The sequence below is a fragment of the Nitratidesulfovibrio vulgaris str. Hildenborough genome, assembly GCF_000195755.1.
In the GTDB taxonomy this organism is placed as follows: domain Bacteria; phylum Desulfobacterota; class Desulfovibrionia; order Desulfovibrionales; family Desulfovibrionaceae; genus Nitratidesulfovibrio; species Nitratidesulfovibrio vulgaris.
Window position 1 is genome coordinate 138,912 of record NC_002937.3, and the last position, 17,642, is coordinate 156,553.

15 protein-coding genes are annotated in these 17,642 nt (G+C 65.5%); 8 read left to right on the top strand and 7 right to left on the bottom strand.

Annotation, left to right across the window (positions count from 1 at the left end):
- Positions 1-72 precede the first annotated feature (72 nt).
- Together DVU_RS00535 and glnH are read right to left on the bottom strand one after the other, a co-directional pair.
- Positions 73-744 carry an ABC transporter permease subunit gene (locus DVU_RS00535; protein WP_010937417.1) on the bottom strand — a complete coding sequence of 224 codons (672 nt, stop codon included), beginning with the start codon at positions 742-744 and terminating at the stop codon, positions 73-75.
- Positions 745-858: 114 nt separating this feature from the next.
- Positions 859-1,608 carry a glutamine ABC transporter substrate-binding protein GlnH gene (gene glnH / locus DVU_RS00540; protein WP_010937418.1) on the bottom strand — a complete coding sequence of 250 codons (750 nt, stop codon included), beginning with the start codon at positions 1,606-1,608 and terminating at the stop codon, positions 859-861.
- Positions 1,609-2,669: 1,061 nt separating this feature from the next.
- Between glnH and DVU_RS00545 the strand changes: the two genes are divergently transcribed.
- The 8 genes from DVU_RS00545 (at position 2,670) to DVU_RS00580 (ending at position 11,884) form a co-directional block, all read left to right on the top strand.
- Positions 2,670-3,776 carry a sensor histidine kinase gene (locus tag DVU_RS00545; protein ID WP_011793127.1) on the top strand — a complete coding sequence of 369 codons (1,107 nt, stop codon included), beginning with the start codon at positions 2,670-2,672 and terminating at the stop codon, positions 3,774-3,776.
- Positions 3,761-5,191 (top strand): sigma-54-dependent transcriptional regulator, encoded by a 1,431-nt coding sequence (locus DVU_RS00550; RefSeq protein ID WP_010937421.1) that lies wholly within the window; start codon positions 3,761-3,763, stop codon positions 5,189-5,191. Before DVU_RS00545 ends, DVU_RS00550 begins: the two co-directional genes overlap by 16 nt.
- Positions 5,192-5,324: 133 nt before the next feature.
- Positions 5,325-6,131 carry a response regulator gene (locus DVU_RS00555; RefSeq protein WP_010937422.1) on the top strand — a complete coding sequence of 269 codons (807 nt, stop codon included), beginning with the start codon at positions 5,325-5,327 and terminating at the stop codon, positions 6,129-6,131.
- Positions 6,128-7,564, top strand: coding sequence for a deoxyribodipyrimidine photo-lyase (locus DVU_RS00560; protein WP_014524192.1), 1,437 nt, complete (start codon positions 6,128-6,130; stop codon positions 7,562-7,564). Before DVU_RS00555 ends, DVU_RS00560 begins: the two co-directional genes overlap by 4 nt.
- A 641-nt stretch (positions 7,565-8,205) precedes the next feature.
- The gene (hisI, locus tag DVU_RS00565; RefSeq protein WP_010937424.1) at positions 8,206-8,586 is read left to right on the top strand and encodes a phosphoribosyl-AMP cyclohydrolase; all 381 of its coding nucleotides are present in this window, start codon (positions 8,206-8,208) and stop codon (positions 8,584-8,586) included.
- Positions 8,583-9,464, top strand: coding sequence for an ATP phosphoribosyltransferase (gene hisG, locus DVU_RS00570; protein ID WP_010937425.1), 882 nt, complete (start codon positions 8,583-8,585; stop codon positions 9,462-9,464). Before hisI ends, hisG begins: the two co-directional genes overlap by 4 nt.
- 99 nt (positions 9,465-9,563) lie before the next feature.
- Complete coding sequence (aroE, locus tag DVU_RS00575) at positions 9,564-10,469, top strand: shikimate dehydrogenase (protein ID WP_010937426.1); 906 nt, start codon at positions 9,564-9,566, stop codon at positions 10,467-10,469.
- 362 nt (positions 10,470-10,831) lie between these two features.
- Entirely contained in the window at positions 10,832-11,884 is a 1,053-nt protein-coding gene (locus tag DVU_RS00580; protein ID WP_223295121.1) for a polysaccharide deacetylase family protein, read from the top strand.
- Positions 11,885-11,931: 47 nt separating this feature from the next.
- Here the strand turns inward: DVU_RS00580 and DVU_RS00585 are convergent, their stop codons facing one another.
- The 5 genes from DVU_RS00585 to DVU_RS00605 all read right to left on the bottom strand — a co-directional run bounded on the left by DVU_RS00585 (position 11,932) and on the right by DVU_RS00605 (position 17,589).
- Positions 11,932-12,849: a glycosyltransferase family 2 protein gene (locus tag DVU_RS00585; protein WP_010937428.1), complete on the bottom strand. Its 918-nt coding sequence runs from the start codon at positions 12,847-12,849 to the stop codon at positions 11,932-11,934.
- Positions 12,850-13,135: 286 nt separating this feature from the next.
- Positions 13,136-14,500: a sigma-54-dependent transcriptional regulator gene (locus DVU_RS00590; RefSeq protein ID WP_010937429.1), complete on the bottom strand. Its 1,365-nt coding sequence runs from the start codon at positions 14,498-14,500 to the stop codon at positions 13,136-13,138.
- Positions 14,497-16,161, bottom strand: coding sequence for an ATP-binding protein (locus DVU_RS00595; protein ID WP_010937430.1), 1,665 nt, complete (start codon positions 16,159-16,161; stop codon positions 14,497-14,499). Before DVU_RS00595 ends, DVU_RS00590 begins: the two co-directional genes overlap by 4 nt.
- Complete coding sequence (locus tag DVU_RS00600) at positions 16,158-17,096, bottom strand: PhnD/SsuA/transferrin family substrate-binding protein (RefSeq protein WP_010937431.1); 939 nt, start codon at positions 17,094-17,096, stop codon at positions 16,158-16,160. The genes DVU_RS00595 and DVU_RS00600 overlap by 4 nt, the downstream gene beginning before the upstream one ends.
- A 49-nt stretch (positions 17,097-17,145) precedes the next feature.
- Positions 17,146-17,589 (bottom strand): universal stress protein, encoded by a 444-nt coding sequence (locus DVU_RS00605; protein WP_010937432.1) that lies wholly within the window; start codon positions 17,587-17,589, stop codon positions 17,146-17,148.
- Between the last annotated feature and the right edge of the window lie 53 nt (positions 17,590-17,642).

The window sequence follows — 17,642 nt, forward strand, 5'->3', positions numbered from 1 at the left end:
GGAAACTCCTGTGCGGTTCGTGCACCGGAAGAGGCTCGCTGTAGCTGCCCCTTCCGGGTACGCCGTGCGTGACTAGCGTGCCGAGCGCGCCGAGAAGCTGCGCTCGAGACGGCGCAGGGCCCACGCGATGCTCAGGGTCATGGCGAGGTAGAACACGGCGACGGTGAGCCACACCTCGAAGGCGCGGAAGTTGACGGCGATGATCTCCTGCCCTTGCCGGGTCAGTTCGCCGACGCCGATGACGACGAGCAGCGAAGTATCCTTGAGGGAGATGATGAACTGGTTGCCCAGCGGCGGAATCATGCGTCTGAAGGCTTGCGGCCAGATGATGTAGAGCATGGTCTGGAGGCGTGTGAGGCCGATGGAACGGCCTGCCTCGGACTGCCCCGTGTCGATGGAGGCGATGGCGCCTCGCACGATTTCGGCGATGTAGGCCCCGGAGTTCACGGCAATGGCAAGGATGCCCGCCGTCTCGGGAGGGATGCGCATTCCGGTGGCCAGAGGAACGCCGAAATAGAGGAACATGACCTGTACGATGAGCGGCGTGCCACGGATGGCTTCAATATAGATGGTGGCCGGAACCTTGAAGGCCGCCTTGCGGCCCGAGTTGGCAAGGCCCGCCACTGCGCCGAGCAGAAAGCCCAGCGCGAGCCCGCCGAGCGTGATGAGGACGGTGAGCTTCACGCCGGCGAGCAGCAGCGGAGCCGTATCCAGCATCACCTGTGGTTGGAAGTCGAATGCCATGGGCTGTCGTTCTTTGTCTTGCGGGCGCGGCGTACCACCGTCGCCCCGGTTCGGAAAAGGACATAGGGAAGGCCCGAGCCTTCCCTATGTGTTACATGCGCAAGGCGTTGCAGGCTACTTCTTTTCGGGGGCGTAGCCGAACCACTTCACGAAGAGCTTGTCGTAGGAGCCGTCGGCCTTGAGCTGCTTGAGGGCGTCGTTGACCTTGCCCACAAGCTCGCTGCCCTTGGGGAAGCCGATGCCGTAGGACTGGCCCTGATACAGCGGGCCCACGACCTTGACCTTGCCCTTGCCGGCGGTCATGGCGAATTCCTTCACGACGGGCATGTCGAAGATGACGGCATCGGCACCGCCAGCCATCAGTTCAAAGAACATGCTGTCGTTGTTGGGGAACAGCTTCAGTTCCTTGGCCTTGCCGAACGACTTCATGAAGTCGACGGACGAAGTGGCGGTCTTCACGGCGACGATCTTGCCCGCGAGGTCTTCGACAGCCTTGATGCCCGTCTCGTTCTCGCGGACGAGGATCATCAGGCCGGAATCGTAGTAGGGGTCGGAGAAGTCGACCACGGCGGCGCGTTCGGGCTTGATGGTGATGCCAGCGATGCCCACATCGACGTTGCCGGTCTGGAGGCCGGGGATGATGCCGTTGAAGTCCATGGGCTGCAGCTTGTAGTCCACGCCCGCGATCTTGGCGATGGCCTGCCACAGTTCGATGTCGAAGCCGGTGTACTTGCCGTCTTCACCCTTGAACTCGAAGGGCTTGAAATTGGTGTCGTGGGCGACCACGAGCTGCTTCGCGGAGGCGGTGGCAGCGAGGCCGAGTACGAGGGCGAGGCCGAGTACGAGCTTGACGAGACGTTTCATGGAACCTCCCTTTGCGGTGCGCGGCCTGACCGCGCGGCTGTGTTGTTCGGAAGATGCTTTGCGGTACAACCGCGAAAACTTCGCACAATCCGCTGCTGAATGCAAGAAAACGCGAGGTGGAGTGCGCTGGTTTTGAGTGTTTTGCTCCACTACGCAGAGCGTTTTTTTGATCATTTCGACGGGAAGGAAACCACGTTTTTCGATCGGGTCGAGACGCGTTTTTTGTCGTTTTCGAAGGGGCAAGTGAGGCGATTCTTGCGTGAGGACACCTCGTGACACCGTGGTGGCCTGTCATGCAGGAAAGAGGGGCGCATTCCATATGCGTATGATTTGATTGTGTTTTTGTGAATCGGCGGCAGGCTCGCGCGTCCTGTAGGCGTGGGCCAACCGCCATCGCAAGCGCAGTCATGTGCGAAAAACACGCGGCGGGCGCGTCGCGTTTTCACTTTTTTTCATTCCTCAAGTCATCGATTCCGATGTGGTGCCGGAGCAGAAAACGCGCGTTTTCTGTTCTCTGGGGGCAGCAGAAACGAGGCCCCGTGTCTGTCTCACCCCATGTTTTTGTTTGGTCGTTCAGTGTGTGAGTGGGGGGCAGGGCACTCCGGTCGACTTGCCTCACCATCCTGCATACGACGGTTCAGGGCATGTTCCTCTGTGGCCAGTGCCTCTTTCCTCTGGGGTGTCGGCAGGTCGCGGTACCGGCGATGGCTGTGGGGGCAGCCCTGGGCGACCGACGTCTGCCCGTGGCCCCTTCGATATGAGACGTTTTAAGGACATCTCATGCGTGTGGCTGCCGGGAGAGAGCCACGTCTCCAGCAGAGGGCGAAGCGCCTATCTATATGATGTATACTGCGCTTGGTGCATTCCGGTGGCGCGGTGCGTCCGGGCTTTCGGACATGCATCGGGGCGCATGACCACATGCCACGTTATGCGGTGTGGCGAGGCACCGTTCATGCCGTCCCGCCGTGCCGCGAGACGCGCGCGCACCCCGTGCGCCTCTCCCGAACGGATTGTTCGTGCTGGAGAAGTGGGGTACATGTGGCGGTGATGGAGGCCCGACAATGAACTGGAAGCTCATCCCCCCCGGCGGAATCACGTCGAGCCTGCGGCTTCGCGTCGGGCTTCTGCTCTTTCTGCTGGTGGTGGTATCCATGGCGGCAGCAGCCCTGCCCCTACTCATGGTGGGGGGGCGTCTGACGCTGCCCGAACCTCTGGCGGACTTCGCCGCGAACCCGGCGGCCGATGCCATCGCCCTGCTGTGCACCATTCTCTTTCTGGCCGGGCTTCTCGGTGTGGTCATCTACCGGCAGGTGCTGGGGCCCATACGGCGTCTTGCCCTCGAAGGGGCCTTCGGCGGAGAGGTGACAGGCAACGAGGTCGAGGTTCTCGTGGGGCGTGTGCGCCACCTGCTGGACACCATGCACCGCACGCAGGCGCAGCTTGAAGAGAGTCACGAGACCCTGCGCCAGACAGAGAAACTGGCGCTTGTGGGCAAGCTTGCGGCAGGGGTGGCGCATTCGGTGCGCAATCCTCTCACGTCGGTCAAACTGCGTCTCTTCTCGCTGGAACGTAGCCTCACGCTGGACACCCAGCAGCGTGAGGACTTCGAGGTCATCGCCGACGAGATTCGCCATCTGGACGCCATCGTCTCGAACTTTCTCGAGTTCTCGCGCAGGCCCAAGCTCAGGATGCAGACCGTCAGCCCGTCCGATGTGGTGGACAACACGCTGCAACTGCTCAAGCACCGCATCGAGTCCTTCAACGTGCAGGTGCAACTGCACCGCGCCGAACGGCTGCCCGTGGTCAAGGGCGACCCGGAGCAACTCAAGGAGGCGCTGGTCAATCTCGTGCTCAATGCGTGCGAGGCCATGGGCTACGACGGACGACTCGACATCACCGAGGAACGGGGCATCATCAACCCGCTTGGTCGTGCCGTCGTCATCCGCATCGCCGACAGCGGTCCCGGTGTGCCCATCGACCGCCGCGACGACATCTTCCAGCCGTTCTTCAGCACCAAGGAGGAGGGCACGGGCCTTGGTCTGCCCATCGCCAAGAGCATCTTCGAAGAGCATGGCGGCTGGCTTCATCTGCATTCCGCGCCGGGCCGCGGCGCCACCTTTGTGGCCGTGCTGCCTGCGCTCAAGGACGACTCATGGCTAAGATCCTGATCGTCGACGACGATCACCAGTTGAGGCAGAGCTTCCAGCGTTTGCTGGCGGTGGAGGGGCACGATGTGCGTGGCGCATCATCGGGCGAGCAGGGCCTACGCATGGTGCGCGAGGAACTGCCCGAGTGCGTGATCATGGACGTGCGCATGCCGGGCATGAACGGCCTTGATGCGCTGAAGGCCCTGCGGGAGATCGACGCCCGTCTCCCGGTCATCATCATGACGGCCTATGCCACCACCGAGACGGCCATCGAAGCCACCAAGTTCGGTGCGTTCGACTACATCCTGAAGCCCTTCGACATCCCCGACATCCTCGCGCTCATCGACAAGGCGGTGGAGGCGGGCCGCCGGATGCGCGGACGGGTGGCCATGACGCCCGAGCCCGGTGACGGCGGTGACGCCGAGGCACTGGTGGGCACGAGCCGCGCCATGCACGAGGTCTACAAGGCCATCGGCCGTGCCGCGCCCACGGACGCGCTGGTGCTGGTACGCGGCGAGTCGGGCACGGGCAAGGAACTGGTGGCCCGTGCCATCTACCAGCACAGCCTGCGGGCCGAACGCCCCTACCTCGTGATCAACTGCGTCGCCATACCGGACACCCTTCTCGAGAGCGAACTGTTCGGCTACGAGAAGGGGGCCTTCACCGGCGCCACCCATCGCAGGGTGGGCAAGATAGAGCAGGCGAGCGGCGGCACCGTGTTCCTCGACGAGATAGGCGACATGCCCCTCGGCATCCAGGCGAAGCTGCTCCGGCTGTTGCAGGAGAGGCAGATCGAAAGACTCGGCGGACGCGAGACCATCCCCGTGGACGTGCGCATCATCGCCGCCACGAACACCGACCTCGAAGCCGCCGTGGCGGACGGGCGCTTTCGCGAAGACCTCTACTACAGGCTCAAGGTCGTCACCCTGTGGCTGCCCCCGTTGCGCGAGCGCCGCGAAGACATCCCCCCGCTTGCCCGCTTCTTCCTCTCCCGTTTCGCACGTGAGATGGACACCCCCGACCCCGGCATCTCGACCGAGGCCCTCGCCTACATGGAGGCCCATCCATGGCCGGGGAACGTCCGCGAACTCGGCAATGCCATCCAGAAGGCGCTGGTGTTCAACCGTGGCGCCCCCTTGCTGCCAGAGGACATCCGGCAGGCGCTCGAAGGCGTGCGCGGCAGCACCTCCACCCGCGAAGGCGACGAAGGGGCAGGCGACGACCTGCTGCAACTGGTGCGACGTACCCTCTCCGGGGGTGACGACAACGCCTTCGAGACCATCATGGACCATGTGGGGCGCATCGTCGTGCGCGAGGCCCTGCAATATACCGGCGGCAACCGCACACGTGCGGCGCGCCTTCTCGGCATGTCGCGTCCGACATTGCTGGCCCGCATGGAACGCTACGGCCTCAAGGTCGAGCAGCAGGTCTCCTAGCCGCGCGTTCCGCCTTCGCAGGCATGTTTTCACCATTCCTCCCGGTCAGGGGCTGACGGGGAGAGGTGCGTTGCGTCCCGGCGCACGACCGTGTAGCCTGAAGAGTGGACGATGTTCCATCACGGGGGAGACCATGACACAGGCAAGCATCGCCCGGACGGTGCTCATCATCGAGGACAGTCCGGTTCAGGCCAAGATCATCCGTAAACAGATTCAGGCCTATACACAGTTCGACGTGCGGGTGGCCCACTCGCTGGCCGACGCCGAAGACGTGTTGCGCGAGGCGCATGACACCATCTTCGTCGCCGTCATCGACCTCAACCTTCCGGACGCGCCCGACGGCGAGGCCGTCGACCTCTGCCTGCACTGGCAGATGCCGTCCATCGTGCTCACGGCCACGTTCAACGAGGACATCCGACGCCGCTTCATCGAACGGCGGGTGGTGGACTATTTCTTCAAGGGCTCCATTCAGGACATGGACCCCATGGTGACGAGCATCGAGCGTGTCTTCAAGAACCGTTTCGTCCATGCGCTGGTGGTGGACGATTCCCGCACCCAGCGCGGCATCATACGGCAATTGCTCGAAGTGCAGTGCGTCAACGTGCTCGAAGCCGAGAACGGTGTGGAGGGGCTGGCGGTGCTCGAGGCCAACCCGCAGGTGACCCTCGTCATCACCGACTATCAGATGCCGGAGATGGACGGCATCGAACTGGTGCGTGAACTGCGCCAGCGCCACCGCATGGACAAGATTGCCATCGTGGGGGTCTCGGCTGTGGGGTCCGGGCCGCTGACCGCACAATTCCTCAAGCATGGGGCCAACGACTTCCTGACCAAGCCCTTCGAGGTGGAGGAGTTCTACTGGCGCGTGAATCAGACGCTGGAGGGGCTCGACCTCATGTGCGACCTGCGTTCGTGCCGCGAACAGCTGGAGAGCAGGTGAGCGGGCGGGTGCATCCCGGAAGGGTGTGGCGCCATGGCGACAGCCGCGCCGTGCGCGGCCCCGTCCTGTACTGGATGCACCGCGAGCATCGTGCCCATGACAACTGGGCACTGGTGCACGCCATCGGAGAGGCGAAGGCCGCGGGTGCACCTCTCGCCGTGGTCTGGTGCCTCTCGCCCCGGTTCCTTGATGCCGCCTACCGGCAGTTCCATTTTCTGCTGCGCGGGATGCGGGGCACGGCAGAGACCCTGCGCGAGCACGGCATCCCCTTCTTCCTGCTGCAAGGCGACCCTGCGGATGAGGTGCCCCGCTTCGCCGCGACCCACGGCACCGGACTGGTTGTCACCGACTTCGATGTGCTGCGCCTCAAGCGTGCGTGGCTGGGGCAGGTGCGCGAGGCACTCGCCTGCCCGCTGCACGAGGTCGACGGACGTAACGTGGTGCCGTGCCGCATGGCCTCCGACAAGCGCGAGTACGCGGCGCGTACGCTACGCCCCAAGATTCACCGCCTGTTGCCAGAATACCTCGACCCCTTCCCGTCTCTTGCGACCGAGGCGTCAGGCGTCGCGGCGTGGAAAGCCCCCGTGCCCGACGCGATGGCAGCACCCGACTGGGACGCGCTTCTTGCCGCACACCCCGCCGACCGTAGCGTGCCAGCCCTCACCGGGCCGGATGCGCCCGTCCCCGGCGAAGAGGGGGCCCGCAGGACGCTGGAGACCTTTCTCACCAGTCGCATCCACCGGTACGAGAAGCGTAACGACCCCAATGCGGATGCCGTGTCGGGCCTGTCGCCCTATCTGCATTTCGGCATGATGGCGGCGCAGCGGGTGGTGCAGAGGGTGACGGCGAGCACCGCCGGAAGCGCGGACGCCCGAGCCTCCTTCATCGAAGAGCTCGTGGTGCGACGCGAGCTTGCCGACAATTTCTGCCTGCACACGCCCGACTACGACGCCGTGACCTGCTTTCCCGCATGGGCGCAGGGCACACTGGACAGGCACAGGGACGACCCGCGGCCCCACCTCTACGATGAGGCGGCGCTGGAGAAGGCGCGTACCGCAGACCCCCTGTGGAATGCGGGACAGACGCAACTGATGCGGTGCGGCGTCATCCATGGCTACATGCGCATGTACTGGGCCAAGCAGCTTTTGCTGTGGACCCCCACGCCCGAAGAGGCCATGCGCATCGCCGTGCGCCAGAACGACCGATGGGCCCTCGACGGTCGCGACAGCAACGGCTACGCGGGCATCGCATGGTCGCTGGGCGGTGTGCATGACAGGCCGTGGGGCGAACGCCCGGTGCAGGGCACGATACGTTGCATGACCTACAACGGTGCACGGGGCAAGTTCGACGTGGCTGCCTACATAGCCCGCATGGAGTCGTTACGCGGCGGGGGACAGGCGCGGTTGCCGAAGTCGCCATGCCAGCGTCAGTAGCGAAGCTACCTGTCAAAGGACATCCGGGGACTACCCGGTCGATGCCAGTCGACCTCCCGCCCGCCCCTGGCCCCCTCTCGGGTTGTGCCGTGTTCTCGCCACCGCCATCCCGCAGCTGTGTATCCGCTCCGGGGTAGCCCCTCTGTGTGCTCTTCTGCTCTATCGTTTTCGGCTCGCATCCGTACCGTGTCTTCGATGATAAACGGTGTGCTCCCTAGCGCGTCACCATTGCGCCTTGTTCCCCTTCCGGGGGCGGTGGAGAGACGCTCCCCGCCCGTCCTGCCTCCTCTGCCCGTTTTGCCTGTACAGGCCATCCTGCCGTTTTCGGACGTGCCACTCCGGCGACCTGCCACCCCGGTGCGTCGAATCGTCCGGGCCGCACTGCCCGTGCGGACCTACGTTGCACCCCTTGCCCCTGTCCTCGCGGGCTGACGCTGTCCTGCGCTCCCTCATCGACCGGAATGGTCACGGTGATGTCACCTCGTCGTGGCATCACGTCAGGGCATCACGTCGTGGCATCACGTAGGGGCGCGTAGGCGACGCCTATGCTCCGGTTGTGCTTCGGTGCTTGCCACCCATTTGCGGAAAATGTAGATTCCACCCCTTGTGGCGTTTCATAACCTCCAGCAAAGGACACCCTGATGACGGCTTTCGTTCCCGATTTCGGCAAGGCTGGCGGGCTTGTGCCTGCCATCGCCCAGGATGCCGACACCGGAGAGGTGCTCATGATGGCCTGGATGAATGCAGAGGCCTTCGAGATGACCCTCAAGACCGGTGAAGCCCATTACTTCAGCCGCAGCCGTGGCCGGCTGTGGCATAAGGGCGGAACGTCGGGACATACCCAGCATATCAGGGCCGTCCGCCTCGACTGCGACAGCGATACCATTCTGCTGCTCGTGGAACAGAGAGGTGGCGCGGCCTGCCATGAAGGGTACAGAAGCTGTTTCTACCGCGAAATGAAGGACGGCGAGGTCTCCATCTGCTCGCCCAAGGTGTTCGACCCCAAGGAGGTCTACAAATGAGTATCCGCACTCCCATGAAGCTGGGCATTCCCAAGGGCTCTCTCGAAGAGGCCACCATCAACCTGCTCGCCCGTTCCGGCTGGAAGATACGCAAACATCACCGCAACTACTTCCCCGAGATCAACGACCCCGAACTCACCGCCCGTCTGTGCCGCGTGCAGGAGATTCCCCGTTACATCGAGGACGGCATCCTCGACGTGGGACTCACCGGCAAGGACTGGCTGCTCGAGACCGGGTCCGATGTGGTCGTGGTGTCCGACCTCGTGTACTCCAAGGTGAGCAACCGTCCCGCACGCTGGGTGCTGGCCGTGGCGGGCGACTCGCCCTACACCCGCCCCGAAGACCTTGCGGGCAAGCGCATCGCCACCGAACTTCTGGGCGTCACCAAGCGGTACTTCGCGGATGCGGGCATCGAGGTGAACGTGCAGTACTCGTGGGGCGCCACCGAGGCCAAGGTCGTGGAAGGTCTCGCCGACGCCATCGTCGAGGTGACGGAGACGGGAACCACCATCAAGGCCCACGGCCTGCGCATCATCTCCGAGGTGCTGCTCACCAACACCGTGCTCATCGCCAACCGCGCGGCGTGGGAAGACCCCTGCCGCCGCCGCAAGATCGAGCAGATAGACCTGCTGCTGCAAGGCGCGTTGCGTGCCGATTCGCTGGTGGGTCTCAAGATGAACGTGCCCACTCGCTGCCTCGACGCGGTGCTCGACCAGTTGCCCAGCCTGAACTCGCCCACGGTGGCAGGGCTGCGCGACAACACGTGGTTCGCCGTGGAGATCGTGGTGGACAACGGGGTGGTGCGCGACCTCATTCCCCGCCTGCGTGAGGCAGGGGCCGAGGGCATCATCGAATATGCCCTGAACAAGGTCATCTAGCTGGCCGAATCTTCAGCCTGTCCGTCCGGGCGGGGCGGCGCTGCCGTCCCGCCCTTGTCTTTTTCTCATCGTCCTTCCACCTCCATGACAGGAGGCCCCATGTCTGCACCCATTCCCACCCGGTCGGTGAAGTTGTCTCAATCGCCCTGTGCGGCAGATTCGAGCGAATCGGCCCATCGCGTCCCGTTCCGTATCCCTGAACGGCTGTACGGCATCGTCGGGCATCCGCTCGGCCACACCCTGAGCCCGTTGCTGCACAACTGGGGCTTCGCCCTGCACAGCCTGCCTGCGGTGTACATGGCGTGGCCCGTGCCGCCGGGGAGGTTCGCGTCGTTCATGGAGGCTGTGCGCACGCTGCCTGTGCATGGTGCCAGCGTCACCATCCCCCACAAGGAGGAGGCATTGCGCCTGTGCGACCGTGTCACGGACAGGGCGCGGGCGGTGGGGGCGGTGAACACGCTCTTTCTTGAAGACGGGGTCGTGTGCGGGGAGAATACCGATGTGACAGGCTTTCTCGCCCCGTTGCGTGCCCGTGGCGTGCGCATCGACGAAGCCCTCGTGCTGGGTGCGGGCGGTGCTGCGCGCGCCGTGCTGGCGGGGCTTGTCGAACTGGGGGTGCGCCGGGTGCGCATCTCCAACCGTACCCACGACAAGGCCATGGAACTTGCCGGGGCGTTCGGTGCCGATGTCGTGCCGTGGGATGAGCGCGGGAGTGCCGCCGCGGGGCTTGTGGTCAACACCACCCCGTGCGGGATGCAGGGCGCACGCATGGGCGAATCGCCTTTGCCCGAAGGGGCATTCTCGGGCCGTGGCATGGCCTACGACCTTGTGTACAACCCCCTCACGACGCGCTTTCTCGCCGATGCGCGTGCGGCAGGGTGGGAGACGCAGGACGGGCTTGGCATGTTCGTGGAACAGGGGCGCGAGCAATTCCGCATCTGGACGGGACTGGACCTGCCTGCCGAGGGTGCGCGTCGTCTGATTGCGGAAGCCCTCGGGCTGTGAGTGGCGCAGAGGTTGACGCCGCCTCTCCCGCTAAGGCATCGGGTCTGCCGGGGCTCTGTTGGGTCGACCGGGTGTTGACTGGCCCTCGGGGGGGGTGGGGCGTTGTCGGGTACTTGAGGCGGGTGGTGTCTACCGGGATGCCGACCATGAGAGGCCGCAGTGGTGAGTGCCGGGTGACCGCAGGGTGAGCGTTTGGGACGAGTTGTCGGGGTGAGTTTCTGGGCGGGCTTCTGTGGCGTTCCGCCGTGGCGACAAGCGCGAGACCGGATGCGCTGAGGCATAGCCCTTGGCGGATGCTTGGCGGTGGTCAGGGGTCTCGTCTTTTTCAGGTGAAGAGTATGCTGGTTGTCGGTTGGCTGTCGATGCGTTTCCGATCGCTTTGCGATGATGTCACGCAGGCTGGCTTCGTGCGTCGCGGGTTTTCTCTAGCTGGTGCAGTGGCGCTGGGCTTGTGGGTGTCATGCATTGCCGCGCCATCGTACGGCCTTGCCGCTGACGGCAGCGACCTGCGTGGAGGTAAACCGGGGGCTTCCGTCGCTGAAGACCCGATGGTGTCGCTGGATGCACTGACAGCCCGCCTTGAAGCACGGTTTGGCGGACAGCGACCCACGGCGTGGGGCGAACGGCTTCCCGGCGTACTCACGCATCTTCCTGCCGCTGCGCTACGCGCTACGCCATCGCCCACGGGGGACGATTCGCTTGCACGACAGCGTGGTGCGACTCCGGCGCAGGGCCCCGCAACCCCGCATCGGGGCGTAGCATCCGGTCAACAGGTCCCCACGTCCGGGCAGTTGGCCGACACAGCCGGGGCGCAGGTCATGGCCCTCACCCTCGATGCCTGCGGTGGCGGCTATGATGCTGGCATTATCGCTATACTGCGCCGACTGCGGATTCCGGCGACCATCTTCGTCACCGGGCGGTGGATACGGGAACACCCCGACGCCTTCGCCGACCTCGCCGCCGACCCGCTTTTCGAGATGGCCGACCATGGTGAACGACATCGCCCCGCTTCGGTGACGGGGCGTAGTGCCTACGGCATCCGTGGGACGGTGTCCGTGCGTGAACTTGTGGAGGAGGTGGAATTTCCTGCGCGAGCCATTCTTGCCGCCACGGGAAAGCGCCCCGCCTTCTTCAGACCCGGCACTGCCTTCTGCGATGATGTGGCGGTGCAGGTGGTGGGGGCGCTGGGCATGACCGTGGCGGGGTACACCGTCGCCGCCGACGCGGGTGCCACCCTGCCTGCGCCCGCCGTGCGGCGCAACGTGGAGGCCGCGCCGTCCGGGGCCATCCTGCTGTGCCACATGAACCGCCCTTCCAGCGGCACGCGTGAGGGGCTGGCGCAGGCCCTTCCCGTCCTGTTGCAGCGCGGGGTGCGCTTCGTCACCTTGTCGGCGGGAGTGGCGTCGGGGCTGTGACCTCCGAGGCTGTACAGTCGCTACGGGGGTAGCCGTCGGGCCACGGACTATCCGGATTGCCCGGTTTCTCCGGACCGACTGGACTCCCCGGTTTTCCGGGGCCAACCGGGCAAGGCGGTGAAGAGACTGTCCGCCTGCGGGCCGAGTCGGGCCATGCAGTCGTCGCGGAAGGCACGCAATGCTTCGGCAGTGGGAATGACACCGCGCGGGAAGGCGGGCATCCACGTCTCTCCGCGCAGGATGGCCACGGCCCATCCGCGTACCTCCGGTGCGAAGAAGGCAGGCGTGCGCCGGACGATGGCGGCCTTGGCCTTCGCGTCATCCGCCGAGGCCCCGACCCAGAATCCGTCGTCGCGCAGCCGGTAGTGCACCAGCGGATAGGGTACGCGCACCCGCCGCATACCGCACGATGCGGCACGCACCCAGAAATCCCAGTCCTCGTAGGCCGTGGCGGCGGTGTAGCCACCTGTGGCCTCCCATACCTCGCGGCGGAAGAGCGAGGCGGAATGGCAGGGGTTCTGCGTCGGCAGGACGTTACTGTCGTCGTCGGGGATGTTCACACGGCGGATGTGTTCGCCCCTGTGTTCGAAGTAGTCGCTGCTGGCGACATGGGCATGGGGTGCGTTGTCGAGGGCTTCGACCATGCGTACAAGGGCTTCTGGTGCCAGCGTGTCGTCCGGGTCGAGGCACAGCATGAGCGCCGCTTGTGCACGCCGCAGTCCCGCATTGCGGACGGGGCCCGGTCGGCCGACCCTCGACAGGGGCACGACGGTGAACGCTTTCCACGGGTGGCATGCCTGCCAGCGGGCGGCACGTTCGAGTGAGTCGTCGCCGCTGGCGTCATCCACCACGATGACCTCCATCCGCTGCACCGGAAGGGTCTGGGCCGCGAGGGAGTCGAGGCAGGCGTCGAGGTACCTGCCGTAGTCGTGGTTGGGGATGACGATGGAGACCTGTGGCGACATGGTTTTCCTGTTATCTTGAGGATTGCGCCCATACGCTGCGCTGTCGTGCCGTTGCCTGCATGGGCGTATCCGGTTTGCCATGCCGCGTTCATCCATCCGGTTGCGGTCAGTCTGCCGACCGGCGGTCGACCGGGTGCAGCCCCGCAGCCCCCCCGCAGCCTGTGGCCACCCGTAGCTATCCGCAATCGCGCCTTGTACCGCCCTCGGGCCGTCCTTGGGCCGCCCTTGGGCAGGAGGTCGGGGAGGTTTCGGTGCGCATCGGACAAACCCCGCCCGGATGTCTCTGCTAGATGTCGATGGAAAGCTCTTTGAGCTTGAGCCACAACTGCTTGCGGCTGATACCGAGCAGGTCGGCAGCCTGTATCTTGCGGCCCCCCGTGCGTTCCAGCGCCTCCATGATGCGACGTCTCTCGAAGCGTGCCACCCCTTCGGCAAGGGACGCCGGGGTGTCGCCCGCGTCATCGTCGCAGGCGGGTGGCATGGACTGCGTGGCTGCGCGGATGCGTTCAGGCAGGTGCCCCACGTGAATCTCCCCTTCGGTGCAGAGCAGTACGGCATGTTCCACGGCGTTGCGCAGTTCACGCACGTTGCCGGGGTAGTCGTAGGCCAGCAGGGCAAGGCGGGCCTGTTCCGAGAGCGTGGCCTGACGTTCGTGCAAGGCGCAGAATCGCCGCAGGAAGCGTTCGGTGAGAAGGGCCACGTCGCTGCCACGTTCGCGCAGGGGCGGCAGCGTCACGGGCACGACGTTGATGCGGTAGTAGAGGTCTTCGCGGAATCTGCCGTCGGCTATGGCCTCCTCGAGGTTCCGTGCCGTGGCGAACACCGTGCGCACGTTGACCTTGCGCGGGGTGTTGCCCCCCACGGGGGTCACCTCCTGGTCTTCCAGCACACGCAGCAGCTTCGCCTGAAGGGGCAGGGGCATCTCGCCCACCTCGTCGAAGAACAGCGTACCGCCGTCGGCAGCCTCGAACTTGCCGATGCGCGCCTGCTGGGCACCGGTGAAGGCTCCCTTCTCGTGCCCGAACAACTCCGATTCGAGCAACTGTTCCGGCAGTGCCGCGCAGTTGATCTTGATGAACGGCCTGTCGCGGCGCTTGCTGCGGCGATGCAGCGCACCCGCCACCAGTTCCTTGCCCGACCCGCTGGGGCCGAGCACGAGTACCGGCACACAGGCGTCGGCGAGGGCGCGGATGCGGTCGAAGACCTTGAGCATGGCCGGGCTTTCGCCGATGAACTCGCCTTCTTCACGTTCTCCGCGCAGTCTGTCGTTCTCGCGCTTGAGGTCGAGAAAGCGGAAGAACCGTTCGACGGCGATGAGCAGCCCGTCACTCTGGAAGGGCTTGCACAGGAAGTCGAAGGCCCCGGCCTTGATGGCCTGTACGGCCAGTTCCACTTCGGGGAAGGCAGTGATGAGGATGACGCCCGTGCCCGGATGCATCTCGCGGATGCTGTCGAGCAGTTCCATGCCGCTCATGCCGGGCAGGCGCAGGTCGGTGATGACGAGGTCGAAGGGTCGTCGGTGCAGGGCGTGGCGTGCCGCCTCGGCGGTGTCCGCCGCGGCGACCTCGTAGCCTGCGCGCGAGAGCGCGTGCTGCATGCCGAGGCGCATGGAGAGTTCATCTTCGACGAGAAGTATGGAGTGGGGGGTCATGGCGTCTCCCTTGCGAGTGGCAGGCTGATGACAAAGGTGGCACCGGCGGGGTGGTCTTGCCCTGCGTGTTGTCCGCCGTGCGCGTGCGGGGTGGTGTCCGGGGGCGTGTCGGTACAGGCTCCCTTGTGGGCTTCGGGGCAGCCCTCGGGGGATGCCTCTGCGGATGGTGCCTCCGGTGCGGGCGGCGACTGTGCAGGCGGCGTCTGGATGAAGAGTGCGGAATCGGAGGGCCCCGCCTCGTCATGCGGCGGTTCCAGTGTCAGCGTGCCGCCGTGCCGCATGACGATGGACGCCGACACGGCAAGGCCGAGTCCTGTGCCGCTGCCTGCGGGCTTGGTGGTGAAGAACGGGTCGAAGATGCGTTCGCGGTGCTCTTCGGCCACACCGGAACCCGTATCCTGCACTTCGATGCGAACGTCGTCTCCGGCGCGACGGGCCGTGATGGTGAGCGTGCCACCGTCGGGCATGGCATCGGCCCCGTTGAGGACGAGGTTGAGCAGCACCTGCCCCATCTTGTCGGGGTCGATGGCAAGGGGGGGCACGTCGGGCGAGACATGGCGCACTACGTTGATGCGCCTGCGTTGCAGCGTGTAGTCCACGAGGGCCAGCGTGCGGTCGATGAGGTCGTCGGCACGCGCCTCGCGCACGGAAAGCGGGGCGGGGCGCGCATAGTGCATGAGTTCGCGCACGATGCGCCGTATCTTTTCGAGTCCGTCGTCGATGACCTCGATATGCTGGCGGCGGGTGGCTTCGTCCATGCCGCCTTCGGTGAGGTTGCGGAAGCAGAGGATGACCCCGCCGAGAGGGTTGTTGATTTCATGGGCCACGCCCGACGCCAGCTGGCCGATGGTGGCAAGCTTCTCGGTCTGGTACATGCCCTCCACTGCCCGCAGGCGTTCGCGTTCGGCGTCGCGCAGCCTGCGCGTCATCCACATGAAGCTGGCCTGCAACGTGCCTATCTCGTCATCGCGACGGGGCAGGTCGGGCAGCGGGCCCGCAAGGTCGCCGCGTGCGGTGATGTCGTTCATGGTGCGCGTAAGGGCGGCGAGGGGGCGCGCGAAGTGCCGCCCCGCATACCAGACCCCGGCGAGGGCCACCAGCAGCAGTACCGCGCTGATGCCCAGTACCTCGCGGCGCAGGGCGTCGAGGCTGCGGTACATCTCGCGCAGCGAGAAGCCGATGCGGCACACCCCCCAGCGTTTGGAACCGATGGACAACGGCACCGCGATGTCCAGATGGGGCCCGAGGTTTGCCGTGTCCTGTCTCGATACCGTCGGAAAAGTCGCCGCCAGTGCCGTGCGGGTCGTCTCGTCGGTGTGCCGCCTGCCGTATTCGCGCAGGTTGTTGTGCGCGATGACGCGGCCTTCGGGGTCGAAGACCATGAAATAGACGATACGCGTGTCGAGGCGCATGACGTCGGCCACGAAATAGTCGAGATAGTCCGACATGCCCGACGTGTCGACCATGCCGAGGTCTTCGTAAATACGGGCGTTGGTGAACAGCACCGCCGAGATGCGCGCGATGCCCATGCCCTGTTGCGTGGCGTTGCGCAGCAGCAGGTCCTCTTCGCGCTGGATGGTCACGAAACTGAGCACACCCGCGAAGATGGCGATGCACGGCACCGCGAAGAGGATGAACTTGGCCTGCATCCCGAATCTCACGGCTGTGCCTCCTGCGTATCCGGCGACAGCCCCACCCTGCGCTCCATGGTGCGGAACATCTCGTACACCGAGGCGTCCACCGTGCCGAATCCATGGCGCAGCACTTCGTTCCAGCCTTCCGAGAGTCGGGCCACGTCGGGGGCGTCGGGGTCGATGCCAAGCAAGGCGTCACGCAGGGCGTTGCGTACCTCTTCGGGGACATCGGCCCGCGCCACGATGATGAAGCCGGGGAAGGGCTGCGTGGCGTCCACGACCTTGAGTCCCACCCCGAGGTAGCGCACGGCCATGGGTTCGCCAAGGGCCCCGGCGTCGTATTCACCGCGAAGGACGGCACGCGCCACGGCATCGTGCGTTGTCAGGTTGGCATAGGTGGCGAAATCTTCGAGGGTGATGCCGTGTTCGGTGAGGTGGTCGAGGGGCGCGAGGTAGCTTGCGGTGGAGTCGGGCGACCCGAAGGCGAAACGCTTGCCCTTGAGGTCGTTCGGCGAGCGGATGTCCTGCCGGTCTTCGCGTGCCACGATGAGGCTTCGCGTCGTGGGGGTCCCGTCCCGGCCCAGGACGGCACAGAGCGGTATCAGCGGGGTGCGGCCCCGTGCCTGCAGGAAGGTGCGGCCCGCCAGCAGCGCGATGTCGAGGGTGCCCGCCTCCAGCCTGTCCACGATGGTCGAGTAGCGGTGTTCCAGTACCAGTTCGAAGCGCCATGGCTGGCGTTCGGCGAGAAAGTCGAGGAACGGCTGGTACTGCTGGTAGATGACCAGCGGGTGATTCAGCGTGATGACGCCGAAGCGGTAGGCGCGGGGCTTCGTGCCCGTTCCATTGACCTGCTGCTGTGTTCCGGCTTCGGGCGGGGGCGTGGCGGCATGCGCCGGGGCTGCGCGAGACGACGCGACCGCGAGGCACAGCGCGATGAGAATCAGGGCAAGGGGGCGGGCCATATGCGACTCCGGCCCGAAGGGGCCAGTGGGCCTTCGGCCCGTCGCGGGCCTAGGCCATGATGGTTATCTTGCAAGGGCTCGAACGGTTGAGGCGTTCGGCGAGATGCGGGGTGGTGAAGTCCATGCCCCAGCTGTGCGGGGGCAGCACTATCTCGTCTGCGCCGTTCTCGGTGGCGGCGGCAAGTACCTCGCGCAGGGGTTCGCCCCATCGCACCCCGAGCAGCGCGTGGACGCCGCTCTTGCGCGCCCGCTCGACGAAACCGCCCAGACGCGCCTCGCATTCGCTCTCGCCCTGCTCGCGCACGTAGTTTAGGAAGGTCTCCTTGTCACTCTGCGTGGCAAGCTGGTCCACCAAGCCATAATGCATGAGGTCGGTATCCACAACATGCAGGGCCATCACGCTGCCGCCTTCGCGGCGGAGGGTGGCGATGACGTGGTCTTCGGCGTGCCGTGCCTCTACGGAACCGTCGCTGCCGAGAAGGATGCGTCGCATGGCGTTCTCCTTGTGTGGTGCCGCCGCCGGAGGGTTCCGGCGGCGGCGTTGTG

Excerpts from the sequence above, each read along its gene's own strand:
- DVU_RS00600 (WP_010937431.1), bottom strand. The coding sequence starts at position 17,096 with ATGGCCCGCCCCCTTGCCCTGATTCTCATCGCGCTGTGCCTCGCGGTC.
- DVU_RS00550 (WP_010937421.1), top strand. The coding sequence starts at position 3,761 with ATGGCTAAGATCCTGATCGTCGACGACGATCACCAGTTGAGGCAGAGC.
- DVU_RS00535 (WP_010937417.1), bottom strand. The coding sequence starts at position 744 with ATGGCATTCGACTTCCAACCACAGGTGATGCTGGATACGGCTCCGCTG.
- DVU_RS00555 (WP_010937422.1), top strand. The coding sequence starts at position 5,325 with ATGACACAGGCAAGCATCGCCCGGACGGTGCTCATCATCGAGGACAGT.
- DVU_RS00545 (WP_011793127.1), top strand. The coding sequence starts at position 2,670 with ATGAACTGGAAGCTCATCCCCCCCGGCGGAATCACGTCGAGCCTGCGG.
- glnH (WP_010937418.1), bottom strand. The coding sequence starts at position 1,608 with ATGAAACGTCTCGTCAAGCTCGTACTCGGCCTCGCCCTCGTACTCGGC.
- DVU_RS00580 (WP_223295121.1), top strand. The coding sequence starts at position 10,832 with ATGCGTTTCCGATCGCTTTGCGATGATGTCACGCAGGCTGGCTTCGTG.
- DVU_RS00590 (WP_010937429.1), bottom strand. The coding sequence starts at position 14,500 with ATGACCCCCCACTCCATACTTCTCGTCGAAGATGAACTCTCCATGCGC.
- aroE (WP_010937426.1), top strand. The coding sequence starts at position 9,564 with ATGTCTGCACCCATTCCCACCCGGTCGGTGAAGTTGTCTCAATCGCCC.
- DVU_RS00585 (WP_010937428.1), bottom strand. The coding sequence starts at position 12,849 with ATGTCGCCACAGGTCTCCATCGTCATCCCCAACCACGACTACGGCAGG.
- hisG (WP_010937425.1), top strand. The coding sequence starts at position 8,583 with ATGAGTATCCGCACTCCCATGAAGCTGGGCATTCCCAAGGGCTCTCTC.
- DVU_RS00605 (WP_010937432.1), bottom strand. The coding sequence starts at position 17,589 with ATGCGACGCATCCTTCTCGGCAGCGACGGTTCCGTAGAGGCACGGCAC.
- hisI (WP_010937424.1), top strand. The coding sequence starts at position 8,206 with ATGACGGCTTTCGTTCCCGATTTCGGCAAGGCTGGCGGGCTTGTGCCT.